We start from the raw sequence: 26,605 nt of genomic DNA on the forward strand, positions 1-26,605 counted from the left end.
CCCCCCGAATGGTTATCAGACATTTATGTGCTTACTAATACACAAGTTATTCTTCATCTATGAAAATTTTGCGTGCGCGCTCAGCGCTGGGCTGTATCGCGATGGTGGCAGTGCTGGGCACGGTAACAGCTTGTTCAGCGGGCCATACGGCGGTGGTAGATACTTCCGGAGACGACGCCGCCCTGACGGTGGCTTCCAGTTCTGGGGCAACCTCGCTAGATTTTACCACCACGGGTGGGGCCGCCGCGCCCTCGGTTCTCATGGATAACGTCTATGAGACCTTGGTGCGCATCGATGAAGACGGCTCCATTACCCCAGGCTTAGCCAAAGAATGGGACATCAGCAAGGATGCGAAGACCTATACTTTTCACCTGCGCGATGACGTCACCTTTTCCAACGGCGACCCTTTCACCGCTCAAACCGCCGCTTTTTCCATTAATTACGTAAAAAATGACTGGGCCAACGGCATTTCCGCCGCCATGGATCCCGTCGATACCGCCACCGCAGTGGATGACCACACCCTCAAGGTGCGCCTTTCCAAGCCCTCCAATGGCTGGCTGTGGTCCATGGGCACCACCATCGGCGCGATGATGTCGCCGCACGGAATGGATGATCTCGCAGCCCAACCTATTGGTACCGGACCCTACGAGGTTGCGGGATTTTCGCCCTCGGAATTCATCTCCTTGCACAAGCGCGATGATTATTGGGGCACGCCGTCTGCACACGATGTCACGGTACGCTACTTCCCCGATGCCATTTCCTCGGTCACCGCGCTGCGCTCGGGCGGCGTGGACGTTGTCTGGGGCGTGGGCAACCCCGAAATCCTCGATTCCTTGGATGATTCCATCGACGTCAACGTAGGCACCACCAATGGTGAGGTGCTGCTATCAATGAACAATGACCGCGCCCCCTTCGACGATCCACGAGTGCGGCAGGCCGTGGCCTACGCCGTCGACCGCCAGGCCGCCAATGACATCGTGTGGTCTGGCATGGCCACCGATACCGGCGGCGCGCCCATCCCGCCTACCGACCCTTGGTTTGAGGGCAAGAACTATTACGGCTTCAACCCGGATAAAGCCCGCTCGCTACTTGCCGAAGCCGACGCCCAGGGTACCCAGCTCACCGTTACCGTGCCCACGCTTTATTACGCCCAGGCTATCTCCGAGCTGCTGTATTCGCAGCTTTCCGATGTCGGCTTCGACGTCACCCTCGAAAGCGCCGAGTTCCCCGCCGTGTGGCTGGGCCAGGTCCACGGTGCCAAGGACTACCAAATGTCGATTATCTCCCACGTGGAGGCCCGCGATGTGCCAGCGCTTTTTGGCAACCCGGATTACTACCTAAATTACGACTCCGCTCGCACACGCGAGCTGCTCGATAAGGCCGATACCGCCGCACCTGCAGATTATCCCCGCCTCATGACACAGGCCGTGGACGAGATCATGGCCGATGCGGGGGCACTGACCGTGATGAATATGCCGAATGTCGTTTTAACGCGCCACGGCATCAGCGGCTTACACACAGATCAGGTTACCGACGCAATCGTCCTGCGCGATCTCACCGACACCCAGGAGGACCAATGAGTACCTCTCGAACAACCGGGCAGGCCATAATCCGGCCGCTGCTGCGCTTTGTGCTCACGCTTTTTCTCGCCTCCCTCATTATCTTCGCGCTCATGCGCGCAGTGCCCGGCAACCCGGCGCGCGTCGCGTTGGGGGTCAACGCCACTGAGGACGCCATCGCTAAGCTCAGTGCAGGACTCGGCCTTGACCGACCGCTGCTCGCACAGTACGGCGATTGGATGAGGGGCCTTGCCACTGGCGATTTTGGCAAGTCGCTGTCCTCGCAGCAGGATATCACCCCGCTCGTTGTTGACCGCTTGCAGGTCACGCTCATCCTCATCGGCCTGGCCATGGCCTTGGCGCTGGCCTGCGCGATTCCCATCGGCATGTGGCTGGCGCATAACCGCAATTCGCGGGTTGCCGGCTTAGTATCTGCGGGAACGCAATTGGGCATCGCCGTGCCAAGCTTTTTGGTAGGCATCATCTTGGTGGCTATCTTTGCCGTCCACCTGGGCTGGCTTCCGGCCAATGGCTGGGTGCCACCCAACCGCGGCGTGGGTGATTTCCTCCGCCACCTGATCCTGCCGGTCATCGCCTTGGCCCTGGTCCAAGGCGCCATGCTCACGCGCTATATGCGCTCCTCAATGCTCGATGTTATGGACCAAGACTATATCCGCACCGCGCGCGCCCTGGGTGATTCCCCACGGGAGGCGCTGCGCCGCCACGGGCTACGCAATGCCGCCCTGCCGGTACTGACGGTTTCTGGCCTGCAATTGACCTCAATGGTGGTAGGCGCCGTGGTCATTGAATCCGTCTTCGTTATCCCCGGCGTGGGTTCCATGCTGCTTGATGCGGTCTCCGTGCGCGATCTGACCACGGTGCAGACCCTCGTTATGCTGCTGGTTACCTTTGCGCTGGCAGTCAACATGCTCACCGATGTCGCCTACCGCCTCATCGATCCTCGAATCAAAGCAGGTGACGCGCGATGAACATGCGTTTTTCTGGTTGGCTCGGTGCCGCACTCGTCGGCGCGGTCGTAGTAATTGCTCTTGTAGCGCTGGTATGGACTCCGTACGATCCCACCCTGGCGCAGCCGGGGAGCCGGCTATCCGGCCCCACCGCAGATCACCTCCTGGGCACAGATCGCTTCGGCCGCGATACCGCCTCGCGCCTCATGGCGGGCGCGAAAATCACGGTCTTCGTAGGGCTTATCGCCGTCGGCATCTCAGGTCTAATCGGCATCCCGCTTGGCATTATGGCCGGAATGCGCCGCGGCACCTGGGTAGAAACGCTGGTCATGCGCGGCGCCGACGTGATAATCGCCTTCCCAGCTCTCTTGCTCGCCATTATTGCCGGCGCTGTCTGGGGCCCATCGACCCTGACGGCCATGATTGCCATCGGTATCTCCGGCATCCCGTACTTCGCCCGGGTAGCGCGTTCTGGGACGCTGCAGGTGGTCACGCAGGACTATATCGCCTCCGCCCGCATCTCCGCCGTGCCGGGATGGAAAGTTGCGGTGCGCCACGTGCTGCCGAATATCGCGGGGCTCATCATCGTCCAGGCCTCGGTGTATTTTGCCCTCGCCATCCTCGCGGAGGCGGGCCTGTCCTATCTCGGTTTGGGCACGCCTCCCCCGGCTGCCTCGTGGGGCCGCATGCTGCAGGATTCCCAATCGCTGCTGAGCACCGACCCCCTCCAGGCCCTCTGGCCAGGACTTGCCATCGTCGCCACGGTCTTGGGCTTTAACTTGCTTGGTGATGCCCTCCGTGACGCCCTCGACCCCCGCATGAAAGGAGCCACGCGATGAGCCTGTTAAGCGTGCGCGATCTCAGCCTCAGCGCCTCCGAATCTTCCCTCGTGGGCCCGCTTAGCTTCGAGCTCAAGGCGGGCGAAAAACTCGGCATCATCGGCGAATCCGGCTCTGGTAAATCACTGACCGCGCTCTCCATTATCGGGCTACTACCCTCGGGCATTGCCGCCGCCGGCGAGATCACGGTAGCTGATCACCAGATCGTTGGCGCGCGCGATGCCGCCATCCGCCCGCTACGGGGGAAGACCATGTCCATGGTCTTCCAAGAACCCATGAGCGCGCTGGATCCTTTGATGCGCATTAGCGCCCAGCTTACCCACGCCGGCGCGCGCGATATCGTCGCAGCCTTAGAAGAGGTCGACCTCGACGCCGATCTCGCTTCCCGCTTCCCACACCAGCTGTCTGGCGGGCAGCGACAACGCGTACTCTTAGCCATGGCCATGGCGGGAAGCCCCGACGTTCTCATTTGCGACGAGCCCACCACCGCCCTCGATGCCACCACGCAAGACGGGGTCCTTCGCGCCATCGAGCGCGTGACTAAACAACATGGCACCGCGCTGCTTTTTATCTCCCACGATCTCAACGTCATTCAGCGCATGTGCCCGCGTGTGTTAGTCATGCGCGATGGCCACATCGTCGAGGAAGGCCTCACCGCACGCGTGCTTATGCAGCCACGCCACGCTTATACCCGAAAACTGGTTTCGGCCTCGCAGCCGCCGAACTTTGCCCTCACCCCGGCGAGTGGGGAAAAGGACATGGTGTTACTAGAGGGCATCAGCAAGCAGCATGGCTCCCAGGTCGCGCTAACGGGGATCGATCTCCGCGTGCGCCGCGGCGAGCGGCTCGGTATCGTCGGCGGCTCCGGTTCTGGCAAGACCAGCCTGCTCAAAATTGTAGCGGGACTAGATGCACCAACCTCCGGAACTAGCGTCGTGGACGGGCGCGTGCAAATGGTCTTCCAAGACCCGCAGGGCTCGCTAAACCCGCGGCTCAAGATTTGGAAATCTATTGCCGAGGCCATGCCCGGGCGCCCGTCCAAGACCGAGCAGCGTAAGCGCGCCGCAGCAGCATTAGGAGAGGTAGGCATTCCCGGCACTGCGCTCGACCGCTATCCCCACGAGTTTTCCGGCGGGCAGCGCCAACGTATCTCCATCGCCCGCGCGCTGTGCGGCGAACCGGACATCCTGCTTGCCGATGAAGCCGTCTCCGCCCTCGACATGTCAGTGCAGGCCCAGGTACTGGAATTGCTAGCCCGTCTTATCGAGGACCGCGGGCTGACTCTGCTGTTTGTCACCCACAATCTTGCCGTAGTGCACGGGCTCTGCGATAGGGTCGCCGTACTCAACCGCGGCGAGCTGGTCGAACACGGCCCCACCGAGCGCGTGTGGTCCGCACCCACGAGCAACTACACCCGCAAGCTTATCGCCGCCGCAGGGCAATAGAGCGGCCCGGGCGATTTTTACTGCGGCACAGGTTGGGTGCGGTATATATTTTTTGGCGCAAGGAGTCTGGCGGGCTCGTGAGCACCCTATCCCGCGATGACCGAGTACGAACCGGTTGCTGACCGATTGTCATATCATCTCCGTGCGGTGGCCCACTGTCCGCGCGTGGCCTTAGCGCTGCGTGCATCCCCGGCGCTGCTGCTTCCTGGTGCCTTCGCCCTGCTCGGGCTACTTGTTTATCGATACCCCAAAGAGGTCCTTGCCAACCGCCGGGATCAGCAGTGCGAGCTGATTTCTAAGCGTCACGCCACCCAGTCCCTGGCTGCCGGTGCCCCCGCCACCGCCCGCGAATTCTGCCAGCGGCACATCGCCATCCAGCACGCAGGCTACTTCTGTCCGACTATTGCTCTACACACCCGTTCCGGAAAGCAAGCAGGGTTGAATTATTGCTGCACGCCGGCGGCATCACGCATGGTCTTGGTCTGCGCGGAAGGGTACTCGTTTTCGGTGGCCAAGCGCTCGAAAGCCACGGCTGCCAGCGCGGCCGCCTGCATGCCAAGCACCGAGTCATCGAAACGCATCATCGGCGAGTGGTTCCACTCGCGCTGGTTTTCGGGTGTCGAAGGGTTGGCGGTGCCCATCCACATAAACGTGCCCGGCACTTGGGAGAGGACATAGCCGAAATCCTCAGAGGCCATCATCGGGGCCTCGAAGGGCTGCACATTTTCCGCGCCAAACATTTGCCCCCACAGTGTGGCTGCGAATTGATTCTCCCGCGGATTCGTTTTCGTCGTCGGGTACAACACCTCGAAATCTACTTGCGCGGTACACCTGTGCGAGGCAGCCACCGAGCTGGAGACCTCGGTGATCATTTGGCGGACAGCGTCGATCTTTTCATCGCGAAGCACGCGCACCGTCGCCCCCAGAGCCGCGCGATCTGGAATGGCGTTATAGGCACCATTGCCCGCCCACAGGTTGGTCACGGTAATCACAATGGGTTCTAGCGCATCGAAGCGGCGGGTTAGTGCTGTCTGCAGCGACATCTGGATTTCCGCGAGCGCCGCGACGGGGTCAATAGCATCATGCGGGCGCGACCCGTGCCCGCCCTTTCCCAGCACCGTAATAGTCAGGTTGGACGAGCTAGCCATCATCGGACCGGGGACATAGTGGAACGTGCCCCGGTCCTGCGGGCCCACGTGCAGACCATAGGCGGCGATCGGGCGCCGGCCGGCGGCATCGAGCACGCCTTCCTCGATCATCGGCTGCGCACCACCCGGGCCTTCCTCGCCGGGCTGGAACATAAAGGTGATATCGCCATGCAGCTCCTCGCGGTGCTCGCTCAGCATACGCGCCGCCCCAATTAGCCCCGCTGTATGTAGGTCATGGCCGCAGGCGTGCATGTACTCATTGATCGATGCAAAGGGGCTGCCGGTCTGCTCGTGTACCTCCAGCGCATCCATGTCTGCGCGCAGCAGCACCGATACCGGCCGCTCGCCGCGCTTGCCGCCGCGCAGCACCGCCACCACGGAACTAAGATCCTGCCCTACATGGATCTCGAGCGGCAGGCCTTCAAGCGCCTCAAGGACCTTTTTTTGGGTGCGCGGCAGATGCAGCCCAATTTCCGGGTGGCGGTGTAAATCGCGCCGAATATTTTGCAGATCCTCCACCATGGATTCGCCCATATCCTGAAAAATCTCCGTGGCCAGCTGCGTGCCGATGCGCGCCCGAGTCACCGGTAGCGGCGGCAACTTCTGTGCTTGCCGCAGGCCGGACTTACGGCCGGGGTGGTGAGGGCGGACGCTTTTCGTGGGATCGGTCATGTGGGCTCCTTTACTCGCTGTCCTATTCGACAATACCGCAGGTTATCCACAGGGTGAATGGAGGTGCCGTGCCAAATGTGACGCGTGAGGCGAGTTATCCACAGGCCGGGGTAAGCGGGCTTTTGCAAGGATGGACGGTGGCTTAACCTCGCGAGCATGACCCGCTTGCAAGACTACGCTCGCCAATTAACCTCGCCGATGGAGCTTCTCGGCGAGGTCTTTGGCCTTGCTGAAGCGGACCTGCAACGGCTCGGTATTTCCCGGCAGGAATCGCGCGAATTACTGCTGCTTGCCACTGCCTACTTCGGACCGACATCCTTCACCCGACGCCAGCGCACATGCCGGGAGACCAAGCACTGCTTAACCACGCTCAAGCTGATTGAAAAATACGTCTCCCGCACAAGGACTCAGCGGGATGCTTGGGCGCTGCGGGCAGAGTTGTGTGTGACGTCGCGGGACATCGACACGCTAGCGCGCACTCGACTCAAGGAGATGTATCCTCCCCACCAACCTCAGCGCGGGGTGCGCGTGACCCGACGCAAAGGTGGGCCGTCCACGCTGTCTATTACCGGCGATTCCGATTTCATCGCCGACCTGCACTCCACCATTGGGGAGGACTCCCCGCTCGAGGCCGTAGAGCGCATCTTCTTCCGTGATGGCGCCACCCGCCCAGTGGCACGCACCAATATTGTGATCCACCTTGATGAGCTGGATAAAATCTTAAAAGGCGGCGGCGAAGAGGTGACGCTACAGATGACCAATGGTGCCGAAATTTCCGGGGCCAAGTTGGTGGAGAAAAAGCTTGCCGAGGTAGGCCTAATCACCCTCATTCACCCCTTCGAGGGCCCAGTCAACCTCTATAGGACCTCGCGATTCGCCTCCGAAAAGCAGCGGCTAATGGCCGCCGCCGAAAACCCCTCCTGCCCATGGGCAGAATGCAATTATCCCGCCGACAAATGCCAGGTTCACCATCTCCAAGCGTGGAAGCACGGCGGCGAGACGAATATCGACAACCTGACCATTGCTTGCCCCTATCACAACGGCGTCAACGACGATGACCCGCACGCCCCACCGGTTCGCGGCCGCCTTCATCGCAATCACGGCCGCATTGAATGGCTGCCTCCCTGGGCCTCGCCACCCGGCTAGGTGACCGCCTTGGACGTTCTACCGGGCGGAGTTCTGCGTTTCCTTAGAAAGCACAGATCCGCCAACCGTCGCACTGGTAATTGCCACCGCCATTAGCAACCGCTGGTCCAGCGGTTGCCGCTTTGGCAAGCCATAAGCCTTGCACGCTGTAACCACTGTAATAACTGTGTGCCTGCAGTGCGCTGTGGCGTGCTTACCCCGCTGGAGCATGGTCAGGCCACGATCTTGGTGTGGTGATAGAAGCACAATGCGCGTTCGCGATTAACCCGAGGTTAGCTAGACGGTGTCATGTCCATAGGGTTGTTGAACACGGAGTTCGGTGGCTTCTTAGGCTTCGGGGAAGCTGCGTCGAAATAATCGAATTCATCGGCATCTTCGATACCCGGGACCAAGAAGGTTGTGACAGCAAATGCGGGTCACAGTACCACTGCGCGAGAGCGAGGCTTCATCTTATTTTCCACCGCAAGTTAAACGTGAGAAAACCGGGAGGAAGTAGCTCTGGCTCGCCGAAGAACCATCGGTAGCTTTCGAATCGAAAATTAACGCCACGTCCCCGCAGTCCGCACGTACTCCAAAAGGACATTCCCGGCCCCTGGAATGCCCTAAAGGTGCAGATGAACCGAGCTCTTGGGCAGCGGCCGCCGCACAAGCTGTTGACTAACAAGTTAAAGTGCTATTGCACTGCGCTTGCCAGGACCTAGTCGTCTGCATCCGTCGACAGGGCCGCCACGAAGGCCTCCTGCGGTACTGACACGGAGCCCAAGGTTTTCATGCGCTTCTTACCCGCCTTCTGTTTTTCCAAGAGCTTGCGCTTACGCGAAATATCGCCGCCATAGCACTTAGCCAGCACGTCCTTACGCACGGCCCGAATGTTTTCCCGAGCGATAACCTTGGTACCAATGGCTGCCTGGACCGGGACCTCGAATTGCTGGCGCGGAATAAGCTCTTTTAGCTTCTTGGTCATCTTATTGCCGTACCACTGGGCAGAGTCGCGGTGGACGATGGCAGAAAAAGCATCGACCGGGTCGCCGTTGAGGAGGATATCCACCTTGACAAGGTCGGATTGCTGCTCGCCGGCCTCTTCGTAGTTTAGCGAGGCATAGCCCTTGGTACGGGATTTCAACATGTCAAAAAAGTCGAAGATGATTTCGCCCAAAGGCATGGTGTAGCGCAGCTCCACGCGGTCTTCGGACAGATAATCCATCCCGCCCATTTGGCCGCGTTTGGATTGGCATAGCTCCATGGTCGGGCCGACGAATTGTTCGGGCACGATGACCGTCATGGAGACGACGGGCTCATAGACCTCGTTGAGCTTGCCCTCCGGCCAGTCCGAGGGATTGTGGACCCAGCTTTCCTCGCCGTCTTCGGCGACCACGCGGTAGGTCACCGACGGAGCAGTAGAAATCAGGTCGAGGCCAAACTCACGCTCCAGGCGGTCCCGGGTGATTTCCATGTGCAGCAGGCCCAAGAAACCACAGCGAAAGCCAAAGCCCAGGGCGACTGACGTTTCAGGCTCGAAGGTCAAGGAGGCATCGTTAAGCTGTAGCTTTTCCAGCGCGTCACGCAGGTCGGGGAAATCGGACTGGGAGATGGGAAAAAGTCCGGAATAAACCATCGGATCAGGGTCTTTATAACCCTTGAGCGGGATCTCAGCGCCGCCGTGGGACCAAGTGACGGTATCGCCCACCTTAGTCTCGCGCACGTCTTTCACGCCGGTAATGAGGTAGCCCACCTCGCCGGGACCCAAGCCCTCGCATTTTTGCATCGTGGGCGAAACGATGCCGATTTCCAACAGCTCATGGTTGACGTTGGTGGACATCATCGTCACCTTCTGGCGCGGCGTGAGCTTGCCGTCCACCATGCGGATATAGGTCACAACGCCGCGGTAGGTGTCATAGACGGAGTCAAAAATCATGGCCCGTGCGGGCGCATCGGGCCCATGCTCCGAGGACGGCGGTGGCACCAGCTCACAGACCTTATCGAGCAGCTCGACCACGCCTTCGCCGGTTTTGCCCGATACCTTCAGCACCTCCTCGGGCTCGCAACCGATGATATTGGCAATTTCCAGCGCATATTTATCCGGGTCGGCTGCAGGCAAGTCGATTTTGTTGAGAACCGGAATGATTTCCAGATCATTTTCCATCGCCAAGTACAGGTTGGCAAGTGTTTGGGCTTCGATGCCCTGGGCAGCATCGACAAGCAGGATGGCACCCTCACATGCCTCGAGCGCGCGGGAGACCTCGTAGGTAAAGTCCACATGGCCGGGCGTATCGATCATTTGCATGACGATCTGCTCCCCTGCCGACGCCCCAGTGTGCGGCACCCACGGCAGGCGAACATTCTGCGCCTTAATAGTAATCCCGCGTTCGCGCTCGATATCCATGTTATCGAGAAACTGGTCACGCATATCGCGCTCCGCAACCACCTTAGATAGCTGCAGGATGCGGTCTGCTAGCGTCGACTTTCCGTGGTCGATGTGAGCAATAATGCAGAAGTTACGGATCCGGGCGGGATCCGTAAACGTCGTGGCCGCAAAGTTTTCAGACATACGTCTACAATAGTCGACATGAATTCCGGCATGCTCACCCGTCTGCGCGAAGCGCTCGGAATCAGCGAGCGCGAGCCCGTGGACTCTGGTCTCACCCGCATCAACTCCCAGTTAGGGCTGGACAGGTCCACCCAAAGCCACGAGCCGCGCAAGGTCGCCTCCATCCAGGTTGAGGCCACCGCGGCACGTCCCCGTTCCATCTCCTTCTCCCCCGATATGGATGGCCAAGCCGATTCCGGCGAGGTGGTGTGGATGTGGACGCCGGCGGACTGCAAGCAGGCCCCTCCCCGTGAGCGCGCCATTTTGGTGGTCGGGCGCACCCGCACCACCGTGACAGGCCTGCTCATTTCCGCCAACCCGGAGCATGCGCTTGACGATGCCTGGCTAGAAATCGGCAGCGGCGAATGGGACACGTCTGGACGCAATTGTTGGGTGCGTTTAGACCGCTTAGTGGAGGTATCCGAAGAACAGGTGCGCCGCCAGGGCATTCTTTTTCCGGAGCGCAGGTTTGAAAGGATTGCCAATCGCTTGCGCTCGCGCTACCACTGGGCGTAATTCGGTGGTGTAGCGGCTGCGGACTTGGCTCATGCGCGGCTGCGCTGCTACTATATGCAAGCTACTTACTTACCGGGCGCGTTGGTCGGGGCGGGCAGGACCTTGGGTCCGCTCTTCGAATACCAACGCCGGCGCATTTCCCTACACCTAGTGGGGATGGCGAGACACGTCCGGCAGGTTTGTGTCTTAATCAATCATCTTCGATTATCAAGAGGTAATTTCATGGCTAATATCAAGTCCAAGCAAAAGCGCGTTCTGACCAACGAGAAGTCTCGTCAACGCAACAAGAGCGTGCGCTCCGCCGTTCGCACCGAGATCCGCAAGTTCCGCGCCGCCGTAGAGGCTGGCGACAAGGCTGCGGCAGAAAAGCAGCTGCGCGTAGCTTCCCGTGCACTGGATAAGTCCGTTTCCAAGGGCGTCTTCCACCGCAACGCTGCTGCTAACAAGAAGTCTGGTATGGCAACCGCCTTCAACAAGATGGACTAATCCCTAGTCATCTTCCCTCCCCCGAATAAAGTACTGCTGGCATGCAGCGACTTATTCGGGGGATTTTTATTGCGCCAACCGCCGCTTGGATTCTAGACAACGTCGCCTTGTGCAGAGTGATTTTTTCCCAGCACGTCACCTCCTTATATGGGAATATATGTTCGTAAGGGTAATCGTGTTCGCGTCGGCAGGGGCGGCTAAGATAAGTCACCGATGAACAACGTCAAGTCTCTGGTGAAATGGGCCGGCGGGAAACGCCAGCTCTTGCCGCACATTCACGCCGCCCTACCCGCTGGGACACCGCGGCGTTATTATGAACCCTTCATCGGCGGGGGCGCGGTTTTATTTTCGCTGACTCCAGCCAGTGCGCGAGTCAATGACCTCAACTCAGAACTGATCAATTTATATGAGGTGGTACGCGAAGACGTCGAGGCTCTCATCAGCCTCGTATCGACCTACCCGAACGATGCGGATTTTTTCTACCAGCTGCGCGCGGTCGACCGCGATGTGGAACGGTTCGCGGCGCTTTCCACTACAGAGCGTGCCGCGCGGACGCTATATCTGAATAAGACCTGCTATAACGGCCTGTACCGGGTAAATTCTGCGGGTCAATTTAATGCGCCGTTTGGCCGTTATAAGAACCCCACTATCTGTGACGCGGATACGCTTCGCGGGGTCCACCAATATTTCCGGGGCAATGAGGTCATCTTCACGCGGGGTGATTTCGCTGCGGCGGTGGCCGGCGCTGAGGAAGGAGACTTTGTCTATTTCGATCCGCCCTACGACCCAGTCAACGTCACCAGCTCCTTTACAGGTTATCAAAAGGGCGGTTTTGACCGCGCAGAACAAGAGCGTCTGAAGGCCGTATGCGATGATCTCGATGCCCGCGGGGTGAAGTTCCTCCTCTCCAACTCCGCGACGGAATTTATCCGCGAACTCTACACAGACTTTTTCATAGACACCGTAGCCGCCACCCGCGCCATTAACTCCGTGGGATCGCGCCGCGGCAAAGTAGATGAATTGCTCGTGCGCAACTACGAGATAAGCCATGGGTAAAGCACCAAGTGCACACGAACAGCGGGAACTTCGCGCACTATTCGGAGTTCCGGACGGGGAAAAGCTTGGCCTCGATGATTGGGGCTGGCTGCGCATTGTGGCCGCAGGTTTCGGAAAACAGCTGGAGGAAAACGGATATTTCTACCTCTCGGCCAAGGAGCTCAAGGAGTTATCGGGCCGAGAACCGCGGCTCATGGCCAAGCACGATTTTTCCACCTCGAGGCCGTGGATTTTCAAGAAACTGGGCCTGGGAATCATCCCAGTCAGCCGCAGCGAATACTTCGTCGGGCCGTTGGACATGTACGAACGGTTCCCGGAACCCACCCACACCGGGGCGGGTTCCGTGCGCACGTTGGACATGCCCGCGGGCCTTGACACTCTTGACATCGAGAGCGTGAATTCGGAATCGATGGCGTTGAATGTGGCATCGGCAAGCGGCATGATAGAGCACTTCTTGGGTTGCAAACCATTGCAGGCCACCGTCGCGGGGCGCATGTCATCGCTCGAAATGACGATTCCTGTGCCGGGTGTGGGAGTGAAGGTCAAGGTCGATCGCGCGCAGATGGAAATCGACGGTGGCTTCGAATCACTCGAGCATTTGGTAATTGTGGAAGCCAAAAACCACATCTCGGAAGACTTCAATATCCGGCAATTGTACTTTCCATACCGGCGCTTCCAGCAACGGCTTTCCAAAGCCGTGGTGCCCGTTTTCTTGGTCTACTCTAATGGAATATTTCACCTGTATCGGTACGATTTCACTGATCCCGCAGATTTTCGCAGCATCGCACTCATAGACCACGCCCGCTACGCCCTGAGCTCTTCGCACCTCAGCGTAGACGATGCGCTGGGTATTGTGGGCTCCGTCGATGCCGAGCCAGAGCCGACGGGAATTCCTTTCCCGCAGGCCAATAGCTTTGAGCGTGTGGTCAACTTGGTAGAGCTCATCGCGCAGCAACCAAGGAGCAAGGAGGAAATTGCTGGCGAGTACGATTTTCATTTGCGCCAGGCAGACTACTACGCGAATGCAGCCTGCTACCTCGGGCTAATGACGCTGGCCGATGGCCACTATCAGCTCACCCCTCGCGGCGAAAAAGCCATTACACAGCCGCGGCGCGACGGCCGCAATGCTGCCCTACTGCGCGCGTTGGCGGCGCGGCGGGTATTCCGGCAAGCGATGGAGATGAGCCTACGGCGCGGGGTGGTCGCTGAAACGCACGAGATCGCGGCTGCGATAGAAGAACTCGGCTTGGGCGCTGTCACGGCGAGTCGCCGGGCCTCGACGGTAAAACAGTGGATCCAGTGGGCGCTGGATGTGGTGGCAGAAGCCGATCCTCAACCCCTGCCCGGGCTTTAGGCTATCAACTGCTGCACACCGGCAACTACGAGCGCGAGGCCGGCAATGATGAAAAACAAGCCGGATCCGATATCGACCCACGGGCCCGCGGCAATAAGCTTGCGGCGCACCGCATTCGTAGAAATTACAGTGGCCACCACGAGAAAGAAGGCAAAGGCCGTTAGCGCCAGGGCCAGGGTCAGCGTGATGGCCAGCCACAACGGTGGTGAGGCCGGTAGCTGTGGGGCAATCATGGCAGCGAGGAAAAGCACAATCTTCGGGTTAGAAAGGTTTGTTGCCAGCCCCATGTTGAAGGAATGGCGCAGTCGACCCAGCTTGGCCTCGGCGTCCTCCAAATCAACGGGTGGGTTGGTACGTTGCTCCAAGCCGCTGCGCAGCGCCCGCCATCCCATGAAAACAAGGAAGCTACCACCGATGGCCTGGACCGCCCCCAGGATCCCGGGAAAAGCGGTTAAAAGGGCGGCCGCACCGAAGACTGTGGCACCGCACCAGAAAAACACGCCAATTTGAATGCCTGCAGCCGCGGCGATGGCATGGCGGCGCGATTTGGTGGCATAGCGGGTAACGAGGATGATATCCGGACCTGGCGAGGCCGCACCCACCAGGTTCATCAAGAGAATGGTGCAAAAGGATGTCCAGCTCACTGCGCGGACTCGCCTTTCAAGCGTCCGAGGAGATCCTCGCGGCCAAACATGCGAGCCGAATCGATGGCGGTTGGTTGACCGGCGGTAGCAGAAGCGCCAGCGTCTAGCAGGGCATCAACAACCGCATCTTCTTTTTTGAAGATAGCACCTGCCAGGGGCGATTGTCCGCGATCATTGAGCAAGTTCACGTCGGCGCCGGCCCTTGCTAGTGCGGTCACGAGATCAGCGTGACCGTGGTAGGCGGCAAGCATGAGAAAAGACTGGCCGTCTTGGTTGACCAGATTGATATTGACGCCCTGGTCAATATAGTTCAGGAGATCCAGGCTTCCCTCCCGCGCCATGTTGAAGAGCCGATGGGCGAATTCTTGCACTTGTTCCTCAGGCATGGACTCTAGCTTAACGTGCCAATTCTGCGACTCGTTTTACGGCCGCCTCAACGGCGAATTCGGGCTCACCACCTCGGCCTTTCACGGCGGCGTCCAGTTCAGAGACTAGGATGACGGCGGCGGTGATGGCATCGGCAGTCCAGCGTCTAGCCACCGGCTGGGTCATTTTCACGACATACGGGGCAAGCCCAGTCTGGCTGGCTAGTGAGTACTGATCCCCGCGGGCGGAATACAGACGCGCAACGGCGCCAACTTTATTAGCCAAAGCCGCGGCGATGGCCACGGGGCTGGTGCCGAGCTGGAGGGCGCGCCGGCAAGTGGAGACGGCGGCCTCTACACGGCCGGCGACGGCGGCATCGGCAATGTCCCAGTTAGCTACCTCGGCCACACCTATGTAATAATTGCGCACCGCTTCTTGCGTGACGTTGCCACCCGTATCGGCCACGAGCTGGGAGATGGCGGAGGCGAGTTCGCGAAGGTCGGAACCGACGCCGTCGAGAACGGCGTGCACAACATCCGGGGTGGGGCGAACGCCGTGGGAGGCAAACTCGCGGGTGGCCCACTGGCCCAGCTCATTGGGGTAGAGCGAGAACACCTCGTGCACCTCCGCAATCTTGCGCAGCTTCGCCACTAGCTCCGGCGCTTTCTTCTTTTTCTTCAGCGTCTTCGCGGCCACGGAGTAGACCACTACCATGGTCATGCCCGGCGCGGGATTGGCGCAGGCGCGCAAGATGATATCGACTACCTCTTTCCCGGCACGTTCGCACTCGGTGATGAAGATAACGCGGTTATCGCCAAACAGCGACGGACTGGTGGCCTCCAAGATTTCGCCTTCGGATACCTCGGAGGCCTTGAGCGTCATCAATTCAGGGCGATTAGCCTCGCCTTCGGCCGCGGCCGTATGGATAGTGTGGCGAGCACGTTCAGTGAGGAATTCATCATCGCCGAGAATAAGGTGTACGGGAGGCATGCCCATCATTTTAGCGCTATGCGGCTACCGCACCCAGGCAGGCGATGCCCACAATAACCCCCGCCAGGGTTAACCACGGCCTGTGATAGAGCAGTCCCGCAATGACCCATCCATAACCGAGGAGAGTAAATAGCGGGTGGGCGGTGATGGTGACTACGGGCAGGCTGGCCACCCCGTGGGCGATGGTATTGATCCACCATGCTGCGGGTTCGATAACTTTTAATAATCCTGCGGCGATGATGCTCAAGGGGCCTAGCTGCGCGGCGATGGCTGCGAGCAACCCGACCACGGTAATGGGTGCGGTTGCGGGCGCTACTAGTATATTCGCGAGGACCGAGACGACGGATACCTCGCCAGACATTAGGGCGATGAGCGGCAGGGTGAGGATATCGGCGGCAATCGCCACGGCCACGGCACGCAGGACGATGGCGGGCCAACCGGTTACCGCGAGTTGCGAATAAATAAGCGGACTCAGCAAGACGATTCCGAAGGTCGCCGCGCACGATAGCGCGAAGCCAAAATGCACCGCTAGATCCGAATCCACAAATAGGAGGATGAGAATGCCGAGGCCTAGCGCATGGATGGGTTCCATGGTGGACGAGTGCAACACCGCTAGCAGGCCTACTACCCCGGCGACGGCCGCGCGCTGCACCGACGGTTCAAGGCCCACCAAGACGACATAAGTGGCTAGCGCCGCTAACGATACCGTCACCCTGGTGCGCGGTCCGGCCGCGCACGCGGCGCAGACGATGGCTGCGAAGGAACAGACGATGGCCACATTAGCACCAGATACAGCGCTAAGGTGGGATAGCCCGGTATCGATATAGAGCTGACGCTCGTCGGGGCTTTGCAGGGAGGTATCGCCAAGCACCATCCCTGGGATGAGACCCTGACTGCTTGAGCCTATCGCCTCAACCACCACCGTGCGGAAGTTATCTGCCACCTTTGCCGCCCAGCCGGCCAGACCCGAAGGGGGTGCGGAGATACTCAGGTGGGAAGCGTTGGCTACCACGGTCCCCACTCCGGGTTGGTCGGAACTGGAAAGTTGTATCGCTGCTGTGACCTGCGTTCCGGCAGGTACCGCCAGTGGTTCGGGGCTAAAAACCAGAAGCTGTGCGGGATAGCCCGGGACATCGAGGCGGATGAGCCACCCGCCGGTGCTTGTCTGGGTGGGCGCGGCGACCACGCGGCCAGTGATAAAGCGGCCAAATTCAAAGGCGTCTGCACGCGCGCGCCGGACGGCGGCAACGAAGGCAGCGGCGGCGGCGAGTACGCCACAGAAAATAGCTTGGCCCCACTGCCGAGCGAGTACGCAGACTCCTACGACACTGCCGATACACGCCACAGCCCACCCCTGCCCGAACACCAGCACCGCGATGACCGCCGCCCACGAGGTCAAGGCGCCTGGAAGCAGGCGAAGTTCTCTCATCGCTGCATGACCCTTCTGCCTACAGCTGCACGTTATCTTTGAGCTTGGCAAATTTTGCGGGGCCAATCCCACTGACCTCGAGCAATTCCTCGATATCCTGAAACCCTCCGCGCTCCTCGCGGAAGGAGACGATGGCTTGCGCGGTCACCTCCCCTATCCCATTGAGATCCATGAGTTCGGCGGCGGTGGCGAAATTGAGGCTGACTTTATTGCCGCCTCCTGGTGCTGCGCCGGGAGTTTGTGGGGCACCGGCAAGCGCGGCGTCGGGCAGCAGAGCGCCCCGGGGCAGGATAAGAAGTTGTTGGCCATCTGCAAGCCGCTGTGCTTGGTTGAGCGTCATTGTCTCCGCCTCCGGCAAAGGCGTGGCGGCCGCAAGGGCATCGGCGATACGGGCGCCAGGCTCAAGGGTCTTCAGGCCGGGTGCTGCAACCTCGCCGACGACGGATACGATGATTTCGCTCGGCTCGGCGGTAATACTGCCCATCGCTGCGGGTTCGGGCATGCCGGACGCATCCGAATGGCGGGATCCAAGGCCAAGCCAAACCAGGACGCCTACCACTACTGTGATAGCTACCGCGCAGGCTTGCCAGTGGCTTATATGGACGCGCGGGCGCGGGTAATCGACGTGGAGGAGTTCTTCCTCACCGGTGGGTTGGGTAAATTCGCGAATTCGTTCGCTGATTTTGGGTGCCGCCATGTCCCACAGGATAGAAAGCGGCACCGGGTGGTCCAAGACTGTGGACGGAGGTGCTGTGGATAAAACGTTGATCGGGACAACTAGGCGGGCCATAGTTAGGGGTTATCCACAATCGGGGGTGCCTCACGCGGCGAGCTTCGCCCGTGTGTGCGAGGGCCTAGGTACTAAACACGGCAGATACCCCGATGGCGGAGGGGCCAGCGTGTACGGCTAGCACCTCGGTTAAGGGCGTGTTGATAAAAGACGTACCTTCTGGAAGGGCATCGCGCAAGAGACTCTGCAGCTTGTCCGCCGCTTCGCTGGTCTGGTTGTGCTGGATGGCGATGAAGGCGGGCTTCCCGGCGGCGCGGGCGGAAATCATTTCTACCAGCTTAGTAAAGGCCTTGGTCTGTGTGCGGGTTTTTCCCACCAGTTCCAGTTTGCCGTCCACGATGGACATAATCGGCTTGCTAGCCAAGAAAGCGGTGGACAACATGGCGGTGGCTGCAGACATGCGGCCCGAGCGGCGCATATCCTCAATGGAATGCAAATACAGCCAAGTAGCAGCGCGCCCGATACTGTCTAACGCCGCCGCGTGGCACTCTTCTAGCGCTGCGCCCTGTGCCGCCTTGGTAGCTGCCGCCATCGCCGCCGCGCCCGTAACCATGCCGGCCGAGCCGGAATCGATAACGCGTACCGTATCGGGAAAAACCGCAGCCGCGGCCGCTGCCGCCGACCACGTAGACGAAAGCTTCTTGGACAGATGGATAGCGATGACGCCGTCATCCTGTGACTTTTCCATTTCCCGGCCGTAAGCCGCGGCTAATTCCAGAGAAGATAGGCCGGAGGTGGTGCGCAGTTTTCCGCTGTGATCCTCGCTATCCAGCACGTGCAGGTCTATAACGGTGATAGCAAGTGCTGCAGCAGTCTCTGGGGGCAGGCTGGCCGCGGAGTCGGTAACGACGCGAACGGTCACTAGGTATCTGCACCTCCATCACCGGTGACCTCGCCACCCATATTCCAACCATCGAAGTACCACTGCGCGCCCGCCACCGTGTCCGGCGTAAATTCCAGTGAATTCACGGGCTTGTCCGGGTTGAAATCTGGGCGGGCGGTCAATTGCGACCAGTGGGTATTTTTTAAGCCGGATAAAATGCCGTACTGGGAATGATCCAAGCCCAACAGGTGGCACGTGAGTGCGGAAATTGCGCCACCGTGAGCGACGATGAGCACCGCACCGTCATCCCATCCGGAAAATTCCTGCATGAGCTCATCGATAACCGGGCGCGCGCGCAAAGCCACATCCACGCGGGACTCGCCTTCTGGCGGGGCCCAGGTGGGGTCGTGACGCCAGATGGCTCGCGCGCCAGGAAATTCCGCATCCACCTCGGCTGAGCTTTTGCCCTGCCACCGCCCCAGATTGGTCTCGCGCAGGCGAGGGTCCGTGGAAAAGTCTAGGCCGAGCAATTCTGCCACCACGCGCGCGGTTTCTCGCGCGCGCTGCAAATCGGAAGCAACGATTTTCACCACGCCCTGATCCCGGAGCAGCCGCGCGGCGGCGCGGGCCTGTTCATAGCCGACATCGGAAAGCTCAGTATCCAAGTGCCCCTGCATGCGACCGGAGGCATTGTAGGTGGTTTGTCCATGGCGGATCAGAATCAGGCGGCGGCTCATAATGGGGTTAAAGCTCCTCGTCCTCGCCAGGGGCCTTTTGCGCCAATGGCAGCTCATCAATGGAATCCACGGTGCGCGGATTGATGTCATTGTTCCATTCCCCGGGGCGCGCGGGTGGCTCGATGCCCTCGATGTCCACCAAGGGACAATCGTGATACAGGCGGTCGAGCCCGTAGTACTCGCGTTGGTCCGTGCGCTGCACGTGGATAACAATATTTCCATAGTCCAACAGCACCCAGCGGTTTTCACGGTTACCTTCGCGGCGCTGCGGCTCAAAGCCCTGGGCGGTCATTTGGTCTTCCACCTCATCCACGATGGAGCCGACCTGGCGCTCATTATCGGCAGAAGCCAGCACAAAAACCTCGGTAATAGCGAGGACATCGGAGACATCAATTGCTGCGATATTGCCAGCTAGCTTGTCCTGTGCGGCATGCGCTGCGGTTGCCGCCATGCGGCGGGCGAGATCAGAAATAGACAATGTATAAAATTTCCCTTTTCGCGTCTGGTGGGGAGGTCTCTTTTAGCTGTCTATTCTTGCACGTTCGATGCGATTGTACCCAAACTTGACTTATAAAGGCTTATCCGGTTGCGCAGAATACAGGTTATTTTTGTTGATGTACTGCACCACTCCATCCGGAACGAGGTACCATACCGGGCGATTGTGAGCGGCCCGCTCGCGGCAATCCGTGGAAGAGATGGCCATGGCCGGGATATCGATAATGCTGATGTCCTCCCGCACACTGGTCGGCAGCATATCCGTACTCAACTCGTAGCCGGGCCGTGTGACTCCCACAAAATGCGCCATGTCCAGCATTTCTTCCCAATTATGCCAGCTCATGATCGATTGCAGGGAATCCGCTCCGGTAATGAAGTAAAACTCGGCACCTGGAAAGAGCTCGCGCAAATCGCGCAGGGTATCGATAGTGTAGGTAGGACCCTTGCGGTCAATGTCTACGCGGGAGACGGTAAAGCGCGGATTGGAGGCCGTCGCCACCATCGTCATCAAATACCGGTGTTCTGCCGCGGTGACCTCGCGAGAGGCTTTCTGCCACGGTTGGCCGGTGGGAACAAAAACTACGGTATCGAGGGCAAAGCGGTGCGCCGCTTCGCTGGCGGCGACCAAGTGGCCGTTGTGGATAGGATCAAAGGTGCCACCCATGATCCCTATGCGCTGGGAACTAGTCATGGCTGGCGAGTATAGCCGCTACCCTGCCGGGGATTTAAGCCAGCCAGCCACAGTATCGGCCACCCGCGCATTGTCCTGTTCCACTGCCACATCACCCTGGCTATCACGGAAATATGAAGCGTGGTGGGCAGCCTTTGTGACCAAGGCGTCTTTGGCATTACGCAGGCTGAGATCGCAGACGAAGTCGCCGGCAAGGCAGTAATCGATGCGGCGATCGGCCGGCAGTGCATCGCTTTGAGGAATGAGATATCGCGGGACCGGACCGGCCATGCCACCAGGACGCCGCAAGGGGTTGCCTAGGTAGATCGCCCCGGCAAGCTTGCCCTGGGAGGCGAAGTAGCGCTCCGCGCTGGTGGCGATAATGGCTCCTTGCGAATACCCAGCAGCGATATAGCGCGGGCTGCAGCCGGTTTCCTCTTCATACCGCTCCACCACGCGCGGCACATTGTTCATGCCGCTGCGCAGACTCTGCACAAAGCCGACGGTGACTTGATAGACCAGCTCGTGCAAGGGGTGTTCCAGCAGGACTCCACCTAGACGGCGCATCAGCTGCAGCGGGCGCAGGTTTTCACCTTCTTGAGCCAGCGGTGGCAGGTTCATCGAGGCTGGATAAGCATCCGCATCCAGCGCCAGCACGTAGGCATTATCCATGGCGCCGGGATGGCGTTGTTCTACCAGGTGGAAGAGCCCGGCGAGGTTCGGCCCTTCATAACCATTGGATTCCGCGCCTTGTTCCGAATAGCGCTGCGGGCCGAAGTACTCGCCGTACTCCTTGTTTTGGTCCGAGCCGCGCGCGGCAAGGAAAACGTAGTCGGGGCAGGTCTCGGCCTGCGGATGGTTATCATCTACTCCACCGGCAGCCGCGACGGGAGCAAGCAAGGACATGTCAAGCGCAGCCGTGGCGGCAATGGCTGCGAAACCGACGGCGGCGCGGGAGCGAGGGAAAAGACGCACGTTCTTATGGGCGCACATGACCGGTGCCTTGGAGGACCCACTTAGACGAGGTTAGCTCCGGCAGGGCCATCGGGCCGCGGGCGTGCAGCTTCTGGGTGGAAATTCCGATCTCTGCACCCATGCCGTAAACCTCGCCATCAGTAAAAGCGGTAGAAGCATTCAGCATGACGGCCGCGGCATCGACTTCGTTGCCGAACTTGACCAAGACGTCCGCATCCTGGGCCGCGATACCTTCGGTGTGGCCGGTACTAAATTTCGCGATGTGCGCGATGGCACCGTCAACGCCGTCCACTACCTTGGCACAGATATCCATGGACAGCGACTCTTCGCACCAGTCCTCCTCGGTAGCCTGGACCACGTTCATGGCGCCGAAGCCCTCGAGCTCGTCTACGTCACCGTGGACGGTAACGTCTGCTTCCTGGAGGGCACGGACGATGCGGAGCTTGGTGGCACCATCAAGCGCGGCATCAATAAGCACGCACTCAGTAGAGTTGCACACCGAGGTGCGGCGGGTCTTGCCGTTGATGACCATATCGATAGCCTTGTCCATATCGGCCGAAGCATCGATGTAAAAATGACAGTTGCCGGTACCGGTCTCGATGGTCGGAACAGTAGCGCCGGTCACCACAGCCTCAATGAGCTTAGCGCCGCCGCGGGGGATGACCAGATCCACCAGACCACGGGCGGTAATCAAGTCCTGGACAGAATCGTGGGTCTCGCACGGCAGGAGCTGGACTGCCTCGCGCGGCAAATCGAACTCCGCGAGGGTGTCCTGCAGAAGCTCAACCAGCTTGGCATTGGAGTTCCGTGCGGATTTTGAACCGCGCAGCAGCGGCACATTGCCGGACTTCAGGGCGAGGCCGAAAGCATCCACGGTGACATTTGGTCGGGCCTCGTAGACCATGCCCATCACACCGAGCGGGACACGCACCTGCTTCATCTGTATGCCGTTATCCATAGTGCGCCCCTGCAGGATCTCGCCTACCGGGTCTTGCAGGCCAGCAACCTGACGCAGGCCATTTGCAAAACCCTCGACGCGGGCAGCGTCTAAGGCCAAGCGGTCAATCAAGGAATCAGACATGCCACGCTCGTGGCCTGCCGCTATATCCTGCTGGTTAGCAGCAAGAATATCATCGGTATGGGCAATGAGATGTGCGGCTGCGCGCTGCAAGATTTCGTTCTTGCGCGGCGTAGACAACTGCGCCACCAAGGGGGCAACGTCCTTAGCAGCGCGGGCTTTGGACAGAACTTCTTCACGTTCAGCGTTGCTCATGTCATACCACACTAACGAACCTGCTTGAGTTTTTCAGCCGCCCGCCCCACACCTTACTCTTTGCCCACATCGGGCAGGCTACGCAGAGAAAACCACCCCTCTACCCGCACCCGAAAGTGCGGTAAAGCTCACAACTACAAATCTAATAGTTCAATACCTTGAAATAGTTATTTGGGTATGTTTATTCTTTGCTTGACAGGTTTCATTGCACAGAAGGAGCACTCATGAAAAAGAACGTGGCCAAGCTGGGCCTGATGCTGACCCTGAGCGGGGTCGCCCTCGCCGCCTGCAGCACGAACGACGGCGGCAATGGTTCCGACGCAGGCTCCGGTTCGGGCGAGGATCAGACCATCAAGGCCGTTGCCACCACCACGCAGATCTGCGATTACCTCACCCAGATTGCCCAGGGTGGCATGACGCTCCACAAGGTCGATTCCAGCGGCAAGGAAACCACCGAGGGCGATGGCGAGACCACCCTCGATCTCACCTGCCTTTTGGCGCCAAATGCCAGCGCGCACGAGCACGAGATGACCCCGCAGCAAATGAGTGCTATGGCGGATGCGGACTTCCTCTTTAAAAACGGCGTCGACCTCGAGCACTTCCTCGATAACGCCGTAGAGTCCTCCGGTTTTGACGGCGAGACCATCGTCACCGCCGGCGATGATAACTCCAAGCACAAGGTAAATCTGCGCGAGTGGCCGTTCCCCGGCGAAGACGGCGAGGAACCAGAATTCACCCACGACCCGCACGTATGGACCTCTCCCAAAAATGCCAAGATCCAGGTCCAAAATATCGTGGACGCCTTGGCCGATAAGGAGCCATCTGTGAAGGAAGTCGGTGAAAAATACACTAAGCAGCTCGACGAATTGGATAAGTGGGTCACCGAGTCCCTGGAGACAGTCCCGGAGCAGGACCGCGTGCTCTTTACCTCACACGATGCCTTCGGCTACTTCTCCAACGACTATCACGTCAAGTTCATCGGCTCTGCGCTCACGGACTTCAATAATCAACAGGACGCCACCTCCTCGCACATCGAGGACGCCGCCAAAGAGGTCCGCGATTCTGGCGCCAAGGCCATCTTCGCGGAAAACTCCAATAACTCTAAGTCCATCGAGGCCATCGCCCGCGCCGCAGGCGTCAAGGCCATTATGGATGATGACGCCCTCTACGGCGACTCCTTGGGCGTGCCGAATAGCGACGGCGCCACCTACATCGGCTCCATCATCCACAACGTCACCACCCTGGTAGAAGCCTGGGACGGTGAAGTGGCCGATCTGCCAGAAAGCCTGGATAACGCACGATGAGTGCACCGCTTCTAAAGCTTTCTCACGCCTCCTGCGGCTATGGGACCACCACCGTCGTGAACGATGTCTCCTTGACCATCCACGAAGGTGAGGCCATCGCGCTGCTGGGGGCTAATGGTGCTGGTAAATCAACGGTTTTAAAAGCCATCGCTGGCCTTGCCACGCTGCGCGGCGAGCACGAGCGCACGGCGACGCTGGGATATGTTCCCCAACACCACACCTGCGATCCCACCTTCCCCGTCACCGCCGGCCGGGTCGTGGAAATGGGCCTGCTCAATAAGGCCGCGTGGTGGGAGCGCATGGGCAGCATGCGACGCCTGCGCCCGCAGATCAACCAAGCGCTAGAGCTCGTCGGCATGGCGGATAAGGAGAAGATCCGCTGGGGCAAACTCTCGGGCGGGCAGCGCCAACGCATTTTTATCGCCCGCGCGCTCGCCGCCCACCCGGACCTGGTGCTCATGGACGAGCCTTTCAATGGCCTGGACCAAGACAGCAGGCAGGTGCTTTTGGGGATCATCGCCAAGCTCAAGGAGAGCGGGGTTGCCCTGCTCATTTCCACCCACGATCCCATTTTGGCGCAGCGCGCCTGCGATGCCGGGATGCTCATCGTGGACGGCCACAGTGAGGTCCTTGATACCGAGGATGCGGTCGAGCGCTACCTGGAGGCCACGTCGGTATTGCAGGGGGACATGTGACGCTCTTGCTTACTGCCCCCTATATACAGCGCGCCGCCCTGTTTTTGCTGTGTGTAGCCCTAACTGGCGCGGTGGTCAGCGTAGTGGTCAACCTGCGCCGGATGGAATTTAGCGTCGAGGCGCTAGTCCACTCGGTATTCCCAGGCATCGTCGTAGGCCTGGCCGTGGCGGGTTTTCCCGGCATTATGCCCGGTGCCGCCGTCGCAGCGGGCGTCGCGGTGCTCATTTTGGCGCGCCTGAATTCCGGCAGCGATGGCCACGATCATGAATCCGGCACTGCGGTGGTACTGACCTTGATGTATGGCATCGGCGTGGTCATCAGCCTCGCCGTGGGGGATCGCTCTGGCCAGCTGGAGGCCCTCATGTTTGGCCGCCTACTCGATGTCACCACCGACCGGATGGTGCCTTCCATCATTTTGTGCGTGGTTGCCGCCCTGCTCATCCTGGCCACCTGGCGCTTACAGGTCGCCGTGGCCTTTGACCGCGAATCAGCGCGCGCAACCGGCATCCGCGTGGGGCTTGTCGATGTCATCGCCAACATTGCGGTGGGCCTGATCGTTGTCGCCGCGAGCTCCGCCATCGGCGTTTTGCTCGTTTTGGGTTTCGTCGTGGTGCCAGGCCTGGTCGGGCGCGTCCTAGCTAGTACCCCGGGGCAGATGCTCCTATGGGCACTGGTTGGCGCGGTGCTAGCCGTATGCGTGGGCCTGTGGCTCATGCTTTCGGTAACCTCCCACCAGATTTCCCCGCAGGCCATCGTCGCGCTGTCGCTATCTGTAACCGTTCCGCTCGCACTTTTAGGCAGGCGCATATGGGTGTCTTAACGTTGCCATTTTTCGAAGCCATCGCGGTGGGTAGTCTCTCCGGGCTGGTGGGCACGCTCATGGTGCTGGGCAACCGCGTCTTTTTTGCTGAGAGCCTCTCCCACGGCACCTTTCCCGGCGCGGTCCTCGGCGTCGTCGTGGCCAATGCGCTGGGCACCAACTTGAGTGATGGGCTCATGCTCGGTTCCGTGGCGGTCTGCATTCCGCTGGCGATTTTCATGCATTACCTGGGCAAGGTGCATGGCGTGTCCTCCACCGCTGCGGCGGGCACCACGCTGACCCTGGGCTTTGCGCTGGGCATCTTGTTGCTGCGCTGGTTCCAGCCGCTGCCGCTGCACGTCGATAGTTTTTTGGTGGGATCACTTACCACGGTCAACCACCGCGATGTCGCCATCGCAGCCGGCTTGGTGGTTACCTGTTTGCTCGCGGTACTAGCCTGCCGGCGCCGCCTCTTCCAGGCGTATTTCGACCCCACCACGTCCCCGCATAGTGGGCTTTACGATGCCCTGACGCTCGGCCTTATCTGCTTGACGATGGCCGCCGTCATCCCCGCCGTCGGCACCATCTTGTCCATCGCCTTGCTCGTGGCACCGGCCGCGGGCCTGCGCCCGTGGGTATCGCGCCCAGAGGCGCTGCTTATCGGGGCGGGCATCATCGGCATCACTATCGCGGTTGCCGGACTGTTTATCGCCGCGCACTTGAGCCTTTCGGCCGGCGGCACAATCGCCATTGTGGCCGGCGTGTTTTACCTCGCCAGCATGGCGGCACATCAGGCGGTCTCCTAGCGTGCGGCGCTGCACGGCGCAGCGCGAAGCAG

27 protein-coding genes are annotated in these 26,605 nt (G+C 60.1%); 13 read left to right on the plus strand and 14 right to left on the minus strand.

The window, feature by feature from the left end; genetic code table 11:
• The first annotated feature begins 59 nt into the window (after positions 1–59).
• Genes D9V82_RS00250 through D9V82_RS00265 form a run of 4 tightly spaced genes read left to right on the plus strand, consistent with a single transcriptional unit; the run spans position 60 to position 4,811 of the window.
• Entirely contained in the window at positions 60–1,580 is a 1,521-nt protein-coding gene (locus tag D9V82_RS00250; protein WP_121910424.1) for an ABC transporter substrate-binding protein, read from the plus strand.
• Complete coding sequence (locus tag D9V82_RS00255) at positions 1,577–2,548, plus strand: ABC transporter permease (RefSeq protein WP_121910425.1); 972 nt, start codon at positions 1,577–1,579, stop codon at positions 2,546–2,548. Before D9V82_RS00250 ends, D9V82_RS00255 begins: the two co-directional genes overlap by 4 nt.
• Positions 2,545–3,366: an ABC transporter permease gene (locus tag D9V82_RS00260; protein WP_121910426.1), complete on the plus strand. Its 822-nt coding sequence runs from the start codon at positions 2,545–2,547 to the stop codon at positions 3,364–3,366. The genes D9V82_RS00255 and D9V82_RS00260 overlap by 4 nt, the downstream gene beginning before the upstream one ends.
• Entirely contained in the window at positions 3,363–4,811 is a 1,449-nt protein-coding gene (locus D9V82_RS00265) for an ATP-binding cassette domain-containing protein (RefSeq protein WP_121910427.1), read from the plus strand. Before D9V82_RS00260 ends, D9V82_RS00265 begins: the two co-directional genes overlap by 4 nt.
• A 228-nt stretch (positions 4,812–5,039) precedes the next feature.
• Here the strand turns inward: D9V82_RS00265 and D9V82_RS12120 are convergent, their stop codons facing one another.
• Positions 5,040–5,192: a hypothetical protein gene (locus tag D9V82_RS12120; RefSeq protein WP_167449697.1), complete on the minus strand. Its 153-nt coding sequence runs from the start codon at positions 5,190–5,192 to the stop codon at positions 5,040–5,042.
• 62 nt (positions 5,193–5,254) lie between these two features.
• Positions 5,255–6,631 carry a M20 metallopeptidase family protein gene (locus D9V82_RS00275; RefSeq protein ID WP_121910428.1) on the minus strand — a complete coding sequence of 459 codons (1,377 nt, stop codon included), beginning with the start codon at positions 6,629–6,631 and terminating at the stop codon, positions 5,255–5,257.
• A 156-nt stretch (positions 6,632–6,787) separates the two neighbouring features.
• Between D9V82_RS00275 and D9V82_RS00280 the strand changes: the two genes are divergently transcribed.
• Positions 6,788–7,777: an HNH endonuclease signature motif containing protein gene (locus tag D9V82_RS00280; protein ID WP_121910429.1), complete on the plus strand. Its 990-nt coding sequence runs from the start codon at positions 6,788–6,790 to the stop codon at positions 7,775–7,777.
• 697 nt (positions 7,778–8,474) lie between these two features.
• On the opposite strand, the gene lepA is transcribed toward D9V82_RS00280, so the two are convergent.
• Positions 8,475–10,325: a translation elongation factor 4 gene (gene lepA / locus D9V82_RS00285; protein ID WP_121910430.1), complete on the minus strand. Its 1,851-nt coding sequence runs from the start codon at positions 10,323–10,325 to the stop codon at positions 8,475–8,477.
• Positions 10,326–10,343: 18 nt separating this feature from the next.
• Here lepA and D9V82_RS00290 point away from each other — a divergent pair, with 18 nt between their 5' ends.
• The 4 genes from D9V82_RS00290 to D9V82_RS00305 all read left to right on the plus strand — a co-directional run bounded on the left by D9V82_RS00290 (position 10,344) and on the right by D9V82_RS00305 (position 13,776).
• Positions 10,344–10,880 carry a type II toxin-antitoxin system PemK/MazF family toxin gene (locus tag D9V82_RS00290; protein ID WP_121910431.1) on the plus strand — a complete coding sequence of 179 codons (537 nt, stop codon included), beginning with the start codon at positions 10,344–10,346 and terminating at the stop codon, positions 10,878–10,880.
• Between the two features lie 222 nt (positions 10,881–11,102).
• The gene (gene rpsT / locus D9V82_RS00295) at positions 11,103–11,366 is read left to right on the plus strand and encodes a 30S ribosomal protein S20 (RefSeq protein WP_121910432.1); all 264 of its coding nucleotides are present in this window, start codon (positions 11,103–11,105) and stop codon (positions 11,364–11,366) included.
• A 213-nt stretch (positions 11,367–11,579) separates the two neighbouring features.
• A complete protein-coding gene (locus tag D9V82_RS00300; RefSeq protein WP_121910433.1) occupies positions 11,580–12,422 on the plus strand; it encodes a DNA adenine methylase in 843 nt (280 codons plus the stop codon).
• Positions 12,415–13,776, plus strand: coding sequence for a type II restriction enzyme (locus D9V82_RS00305; protein WP_121910434.1), 1,362 nt, complete (start codon positions 12,415–12,417; stop codon positions 13,774–13,776). The genes D9V82_RS00300 and D9V82_RS00305 overlap by 8 nt, the downstream gene beginning before the upstream one ends.
• Here D9V82_RS00305 and D9V82_RS00310 read toward each other — a convergent pair.
• The 11 genes from D9V82_RS00310 to D9V82_RS00360 form a co-directional block, all read right to left on the minus strand.
• The gene (locus D9V82_RS00310; protein WP_121910435.1) at positions 13,773–14,420 is read right to left on the minus strand and encodes a LysE family translocator; all 648 of its coding nucleotides are present in this window, start codon (positions 14,418–14,420) and stop codon (positions 13,773–13,775) included. The genes D9V82_RS00305 and D9V82_RS00310 overlap by 4 nt on opposite strands.
• A complete protein-coding gene (locus tag D9V82_RS00315) occupies positions 14,417–14,806 on the minus strand; it encodes an ankyrin repeat domain-containing protein (protein WP_121910436.1) in 390 nt (129 codons plus the stop codon). The genes D9V82_RS00310 and D9V82_RS00315 overlap by 4 nt, the downstream gene beginning before the upstream one ends.
• Positions 14,807–14,816: 10 nt before the next feature.
• The gene (gene holA / locus D9V82_RS00320) at positions 14,817–15,785 is read right to left on the minus strand and encodes a DNA polymerase III subunit delta (RefSeq protein WP_121910437.1); all 969 of its coding nucleotides are present in this window, start codon (positions 15,783–15,785) and stop codon (positions 14,817–14,819) included.
• Positions 15,786–15,792: 7 nt separating this feature from the next.
• Positions 15,793–17,205: a ComEC/Rec2 family competence protein gene (locus tag D9V82_RS00325; protein ID WP_121910438.1), complete on the minus strand. Its 1,413-nt coding sequence runs from the start codon at positions 17,203–17,205 to the stop codon at positions 15,793–15,795.
• A 19-nt stretch (positions 17,206–17,224) separates the two neighbouring features.
• Complete coding sequence (locus D9V82_RS00330) at positions 17,225–17,902, minus strand: ComEA family DNA-binding protein (RefSeq protein ID WP_121910669.1); 678 nt, start codon at positions 17,900–17,902, stop codon at positions 17,225–17,227.
• A 157-nt stretch (positions 17,903–18,059) separates the two neighbouring features.
• Complete coding sequence (locus D9V82_RS00335) at positions 18,060–18,857, minus strand: DegV family protein (RefSeq protein WP_121910439.1); 798 nt, start codon at positions 18,855–18,857, stop codon at positions 18,060–18,062.
• Positions 18,857–19,555, minus strand: coding sequence for a histidine phosphatase family protein (locus tag D9V82_RS00340; protein WP_121910440.1), 699 nt, complete (start codon positions 19,553–19,555; stop codon positions 18,857–18,859). Before D9V82_RS00340 ends, D9V82_RS00335 begins: the two co-directional genes overlap by 1 nt.
• A 7-nt stretch (positions 19,556–19,562) precedes the next feature.
• Positions 19,563–20,006 (minus strand): ribosome silencing factor, encoded by a 444-nt coding sequence (gene rsfS, locus D9V82_RS00345; protein WP_204084081.1) that lies wholly within the window; start codon positions 20,004–20,006, stop codon positions 19,563–19,565.
• 117 nt (positions 20,007–20,123) lie between these two features.
• Complete coding sequence (gene nadD, locus D9V82_RS00350) at positions 20,124–20,741, minus strand: nicotinate-nucleotide adenylyltransferase (RefSeq protein ID WP_121910442.1); 618 nt, start codon at positions 20,739–20,741, stop codon at positions 20,124–20,126.
• An 18-nt stretch (positions 20,742–20,759) separates the two neighbouring features.
• Positions 20,760–21,713: a cutinase family protein gene (locus D9V82_RS00355; RefSeq protein ID WP_234459366.1), complete on the minus strand. Its 954-nt coding sequence runs from the start codon at positions 21,711–21,713 to the stop codon at positions 20,760–20,762.
• Complete coding sequence (locus tag D9V82_RS00360; RefSeq protein WP_121910443.1) at positions 21,700–22,968, minus strand: glutamate-5-semialdehyde dehydrogenase; 1,269 nt, start codon at positions 22,966–22,968, stop codon at positions 21,700–21,702. Before D9V82_RS00360 ends, D9V82_RS00355 begins: the two co-directional genes overlap by 14 nt.
• A 224-nt stretch (positions 22,969–23,192) precedes the next feature.
• Between D9V82_RS00360 and D9V82_RS00365 the strand changes: the two genes are divergently transcribed.
• From D9V82_RS00365 to D9V82_RS00380, 4 genes are read left to right on the plus strand one after another with little or no spacing between them, the layout of a single operon-like run.
• Entirely contained in the window at positions 23,193–24,272 is a 1,080-nt protein-coding gene (locus tag D9V82_RS00365; protein ID WP_121910444.1) for a metal ABC transporter substrate-binding protein, read from the plus strand.
• Complete coding sequence (locus D9V82_RS00370; RefSeq protein ID WP_121910445.1) at positions 24,269–24,967, plus strand: metal ABC transporter ATP-binding protein; 699 nt, start codon at positions 24,269–24,271, stop codon at positions 24,965–24,967. The genes D9V82_RS00365 and D9V82_RS00370 overlap by 4 nt, the downstream gene beginning before the upstream one ends.
• A complete protein-coding gene (locus D9V82_RS00375; RefSeq protein WP_121910446.1) occupies positions 24,964–25,788 on the plus strand; it encodes a metal ABC transporter permease in 825 nt (274 codons plus the stop codon). Before D9V82_RS00370 ends, D9V82_RS00375 begins: the two co-directional genes overlap by 4 nt.
• Complete coding sequence (locus D9V82_RS00380; RefSeq protein WP_121910447.1) at positions 25,776–26,573, plus strand: metal ABC transporter permease; 798 nt, start codon at positions 25,776–25,778, stop codon at positions 26,571–26,573. The genes D9V82_RS00375 and D9V82_RS00380 overlap by 13 nt, the downstream gene beginning before the upstream one ends.
• Positions 26,574–26,605 lie beyond the last annotated feature (32 nt).

It is taken from the genome of Corynebacterium macginleyi, assembly GCF_003688935.1.
Taxonomy (GTDB): Bacteria; Actinomycetota; Actinomycetes; order Mycobacteriales; family Mycobacteriaceae; genus Corynebacterium; species Corynebacterium macginleyi.

What these genes read in the sequence shown, in the direction of transcription:
- D9V82_RS00305 (WP_121910434.1), top strand. Translation starts at nt 12,415, where the DNA reads ATGGGTAAAGCACCAAGTGCACACGAACAGCGGGAACTTCGCGCACTA.
- D9V82_RS00325 (WP_121910438.1), bottom strand. Translation starts at nt 17,205, where the DNA reads ATGAGAGAACTTCGCCTGCTTCCAGGCGCCTTGACCTCGTGGGCGGCG.
- D9V82_RS00275 (WP_121910428.1), bottom strand. Translation starts at nt 6,631, where the DNA reads ATGACCGATCCCACGAAAAGCGTCCGCCCTCACCACCCCGGCCGTAAG.
- lepA (WP_121910430.1), bottom strand. Translation starts at nt 10,325, where the DNA reads ATGTCTGAAAACTTTGCGGCCACGACGTTTACGGATCCCGCCCGGATC.
- D9V82_RS00290 (WP_121910431.1), top strand. Translation starts at nt 10,344, where the DNA reads ATGAATTCCGGCATGCTCACCCGTCTGCGCGAAGCGCTCGGAATCAGC.
- D9V82_RS00340 (WP_121910440.1), bottom strand. Translation starts at nt 19,555, where the DNA reads ATGAGCCGCCGCCTGATTCTGATCCGCCATGGACAAACCACCTACAAT.
- D9V82_RS00355 (WP_234459366.1), bottom strand. Translation starts at nt 21,713, where the DNA reads ATGTGCGCCCATAAGAACGTGCGTCTTTTCCCTCGCTCCCGCGCCGCC.
- nadD (WP_121910442.1), bottom strand. Translation starts at nt 20,741, where the DNA reads ATGACTAGTTCCCAGCGCATAGGGATCATGGGTGGCACCTTTGATCCT.
- D9V82_RS00250 (WP_121910424.1), top strand. Translation starts at nt 60, where the DNA reads ATGAAAATTTTGCGTGCGCGCTCAGCGCTGGGCTGTATCGCGATGGTG.
- rpsT (WP_121910432.1), top strand. Translation starts at nt 11,103, where the DNA reads ATGGCTAATATCAAGTCCAAGCAAAAGCGCGTTCTGACCAACGAGAAG.
- D9V82_RS00300 (WP_121910433.1), top strand. Translation starts at nt 11,580, where the DNA reads ATGAACAACGTCAAGTCTCTGGTGAAATGGGCCGGCGGGAAACGCCAG.
- rsfS (WP_204084081.1), bottom strand. Translation starts at nt 20,006, where the DNA reads ATGGCGGCAACCGCAGCGCATGCCGCACAGGACAAGCTAGCTGGCAAT.
- D9V82_RS00255 (WP_121910425.1), top strand. Translation starts at nt 1,577, where the DNA reads ATGAGTACCTCTCGAACAACCGGGCAGGCCATAATCCGGCCGCTGCTG.
- D9V82_RS00360 (WP_121910443.1), bottom strand. Translation starts at nt 22,968, where the DNA reads ATGAGCAACGCTGAACGTGAAGAAGTTCTGTCCAAAGCCCGCGCTGCT.
- D9V82_RS00265 (WP_121910427.1), top strand. Translation starts at nt 3,363, where the DNA reads ATGAGCCTGTTAAGCGTGCGCGATCTCAGCCTCAGCGCCTCCGAATCT.
- D9V82_RS00365 (WP_121910444.1), top strand. Translation starts at nt 23,193, where the DNA reads ATGAAAAAGAACGTGGCCAAGCTGGGCCTGATGCTGACCCTGAGCGGG.
- D9V82_RS00280 (WP_121910429.1), top strand. Translation starts at nt 6,788, where the DNA reads ATGACCCGCTTGCAAGACTACGCTCGCCAATTAACCTCGCCGATGGAG.
- D9V82_RS00370 (WP_121910445.1), top strand. Translation starts at nt 24,269, where the DNA reads ATGAGTGCACCGCTTCTAAAGCTTTCTCACGCCTCCTGCGGCTATGGG.
- D9V82_RS00380 (WP_121910447.1), top strand. Translation starts at nt 25,776, where the DNA reads ATGGGTGTCTTAACGTTGCCATTTTTCGAAGCCATCGCGGTGGGTAGT.
- holA (WP_121910437.1), bottom strand. Translation starts at nt 15,785, where the DNA reads ATGATGGGCATGCCTCCCGTACACCTTATTCTCGGCGATGATGAATTC.
- D9V82_RS00315 (WP_121910436.1), bottom strand. Translation starts at nt 14,806, where the DNA reads ATGCCTGAGGAACAAGTGCAAGAATTCGCCCATCGGCTCTTCAACATG.
- D9V82_RS00330 (WP_121910669.1), bottom strand. Translation starts at nt 17,902, where the DNA reads ATGGCGGCACCCAAAATCAGCGAACGAATTCGCGAATTTACCCAACCC.
- D9V82_RS00260 (WP_121910426.1), top strand. Translation starts at nt 2,545, where the DNA reads ATGAACATGCGTTTTTCTGGTTGGCTCGGTGCCGCACTCGTCGGCGCG.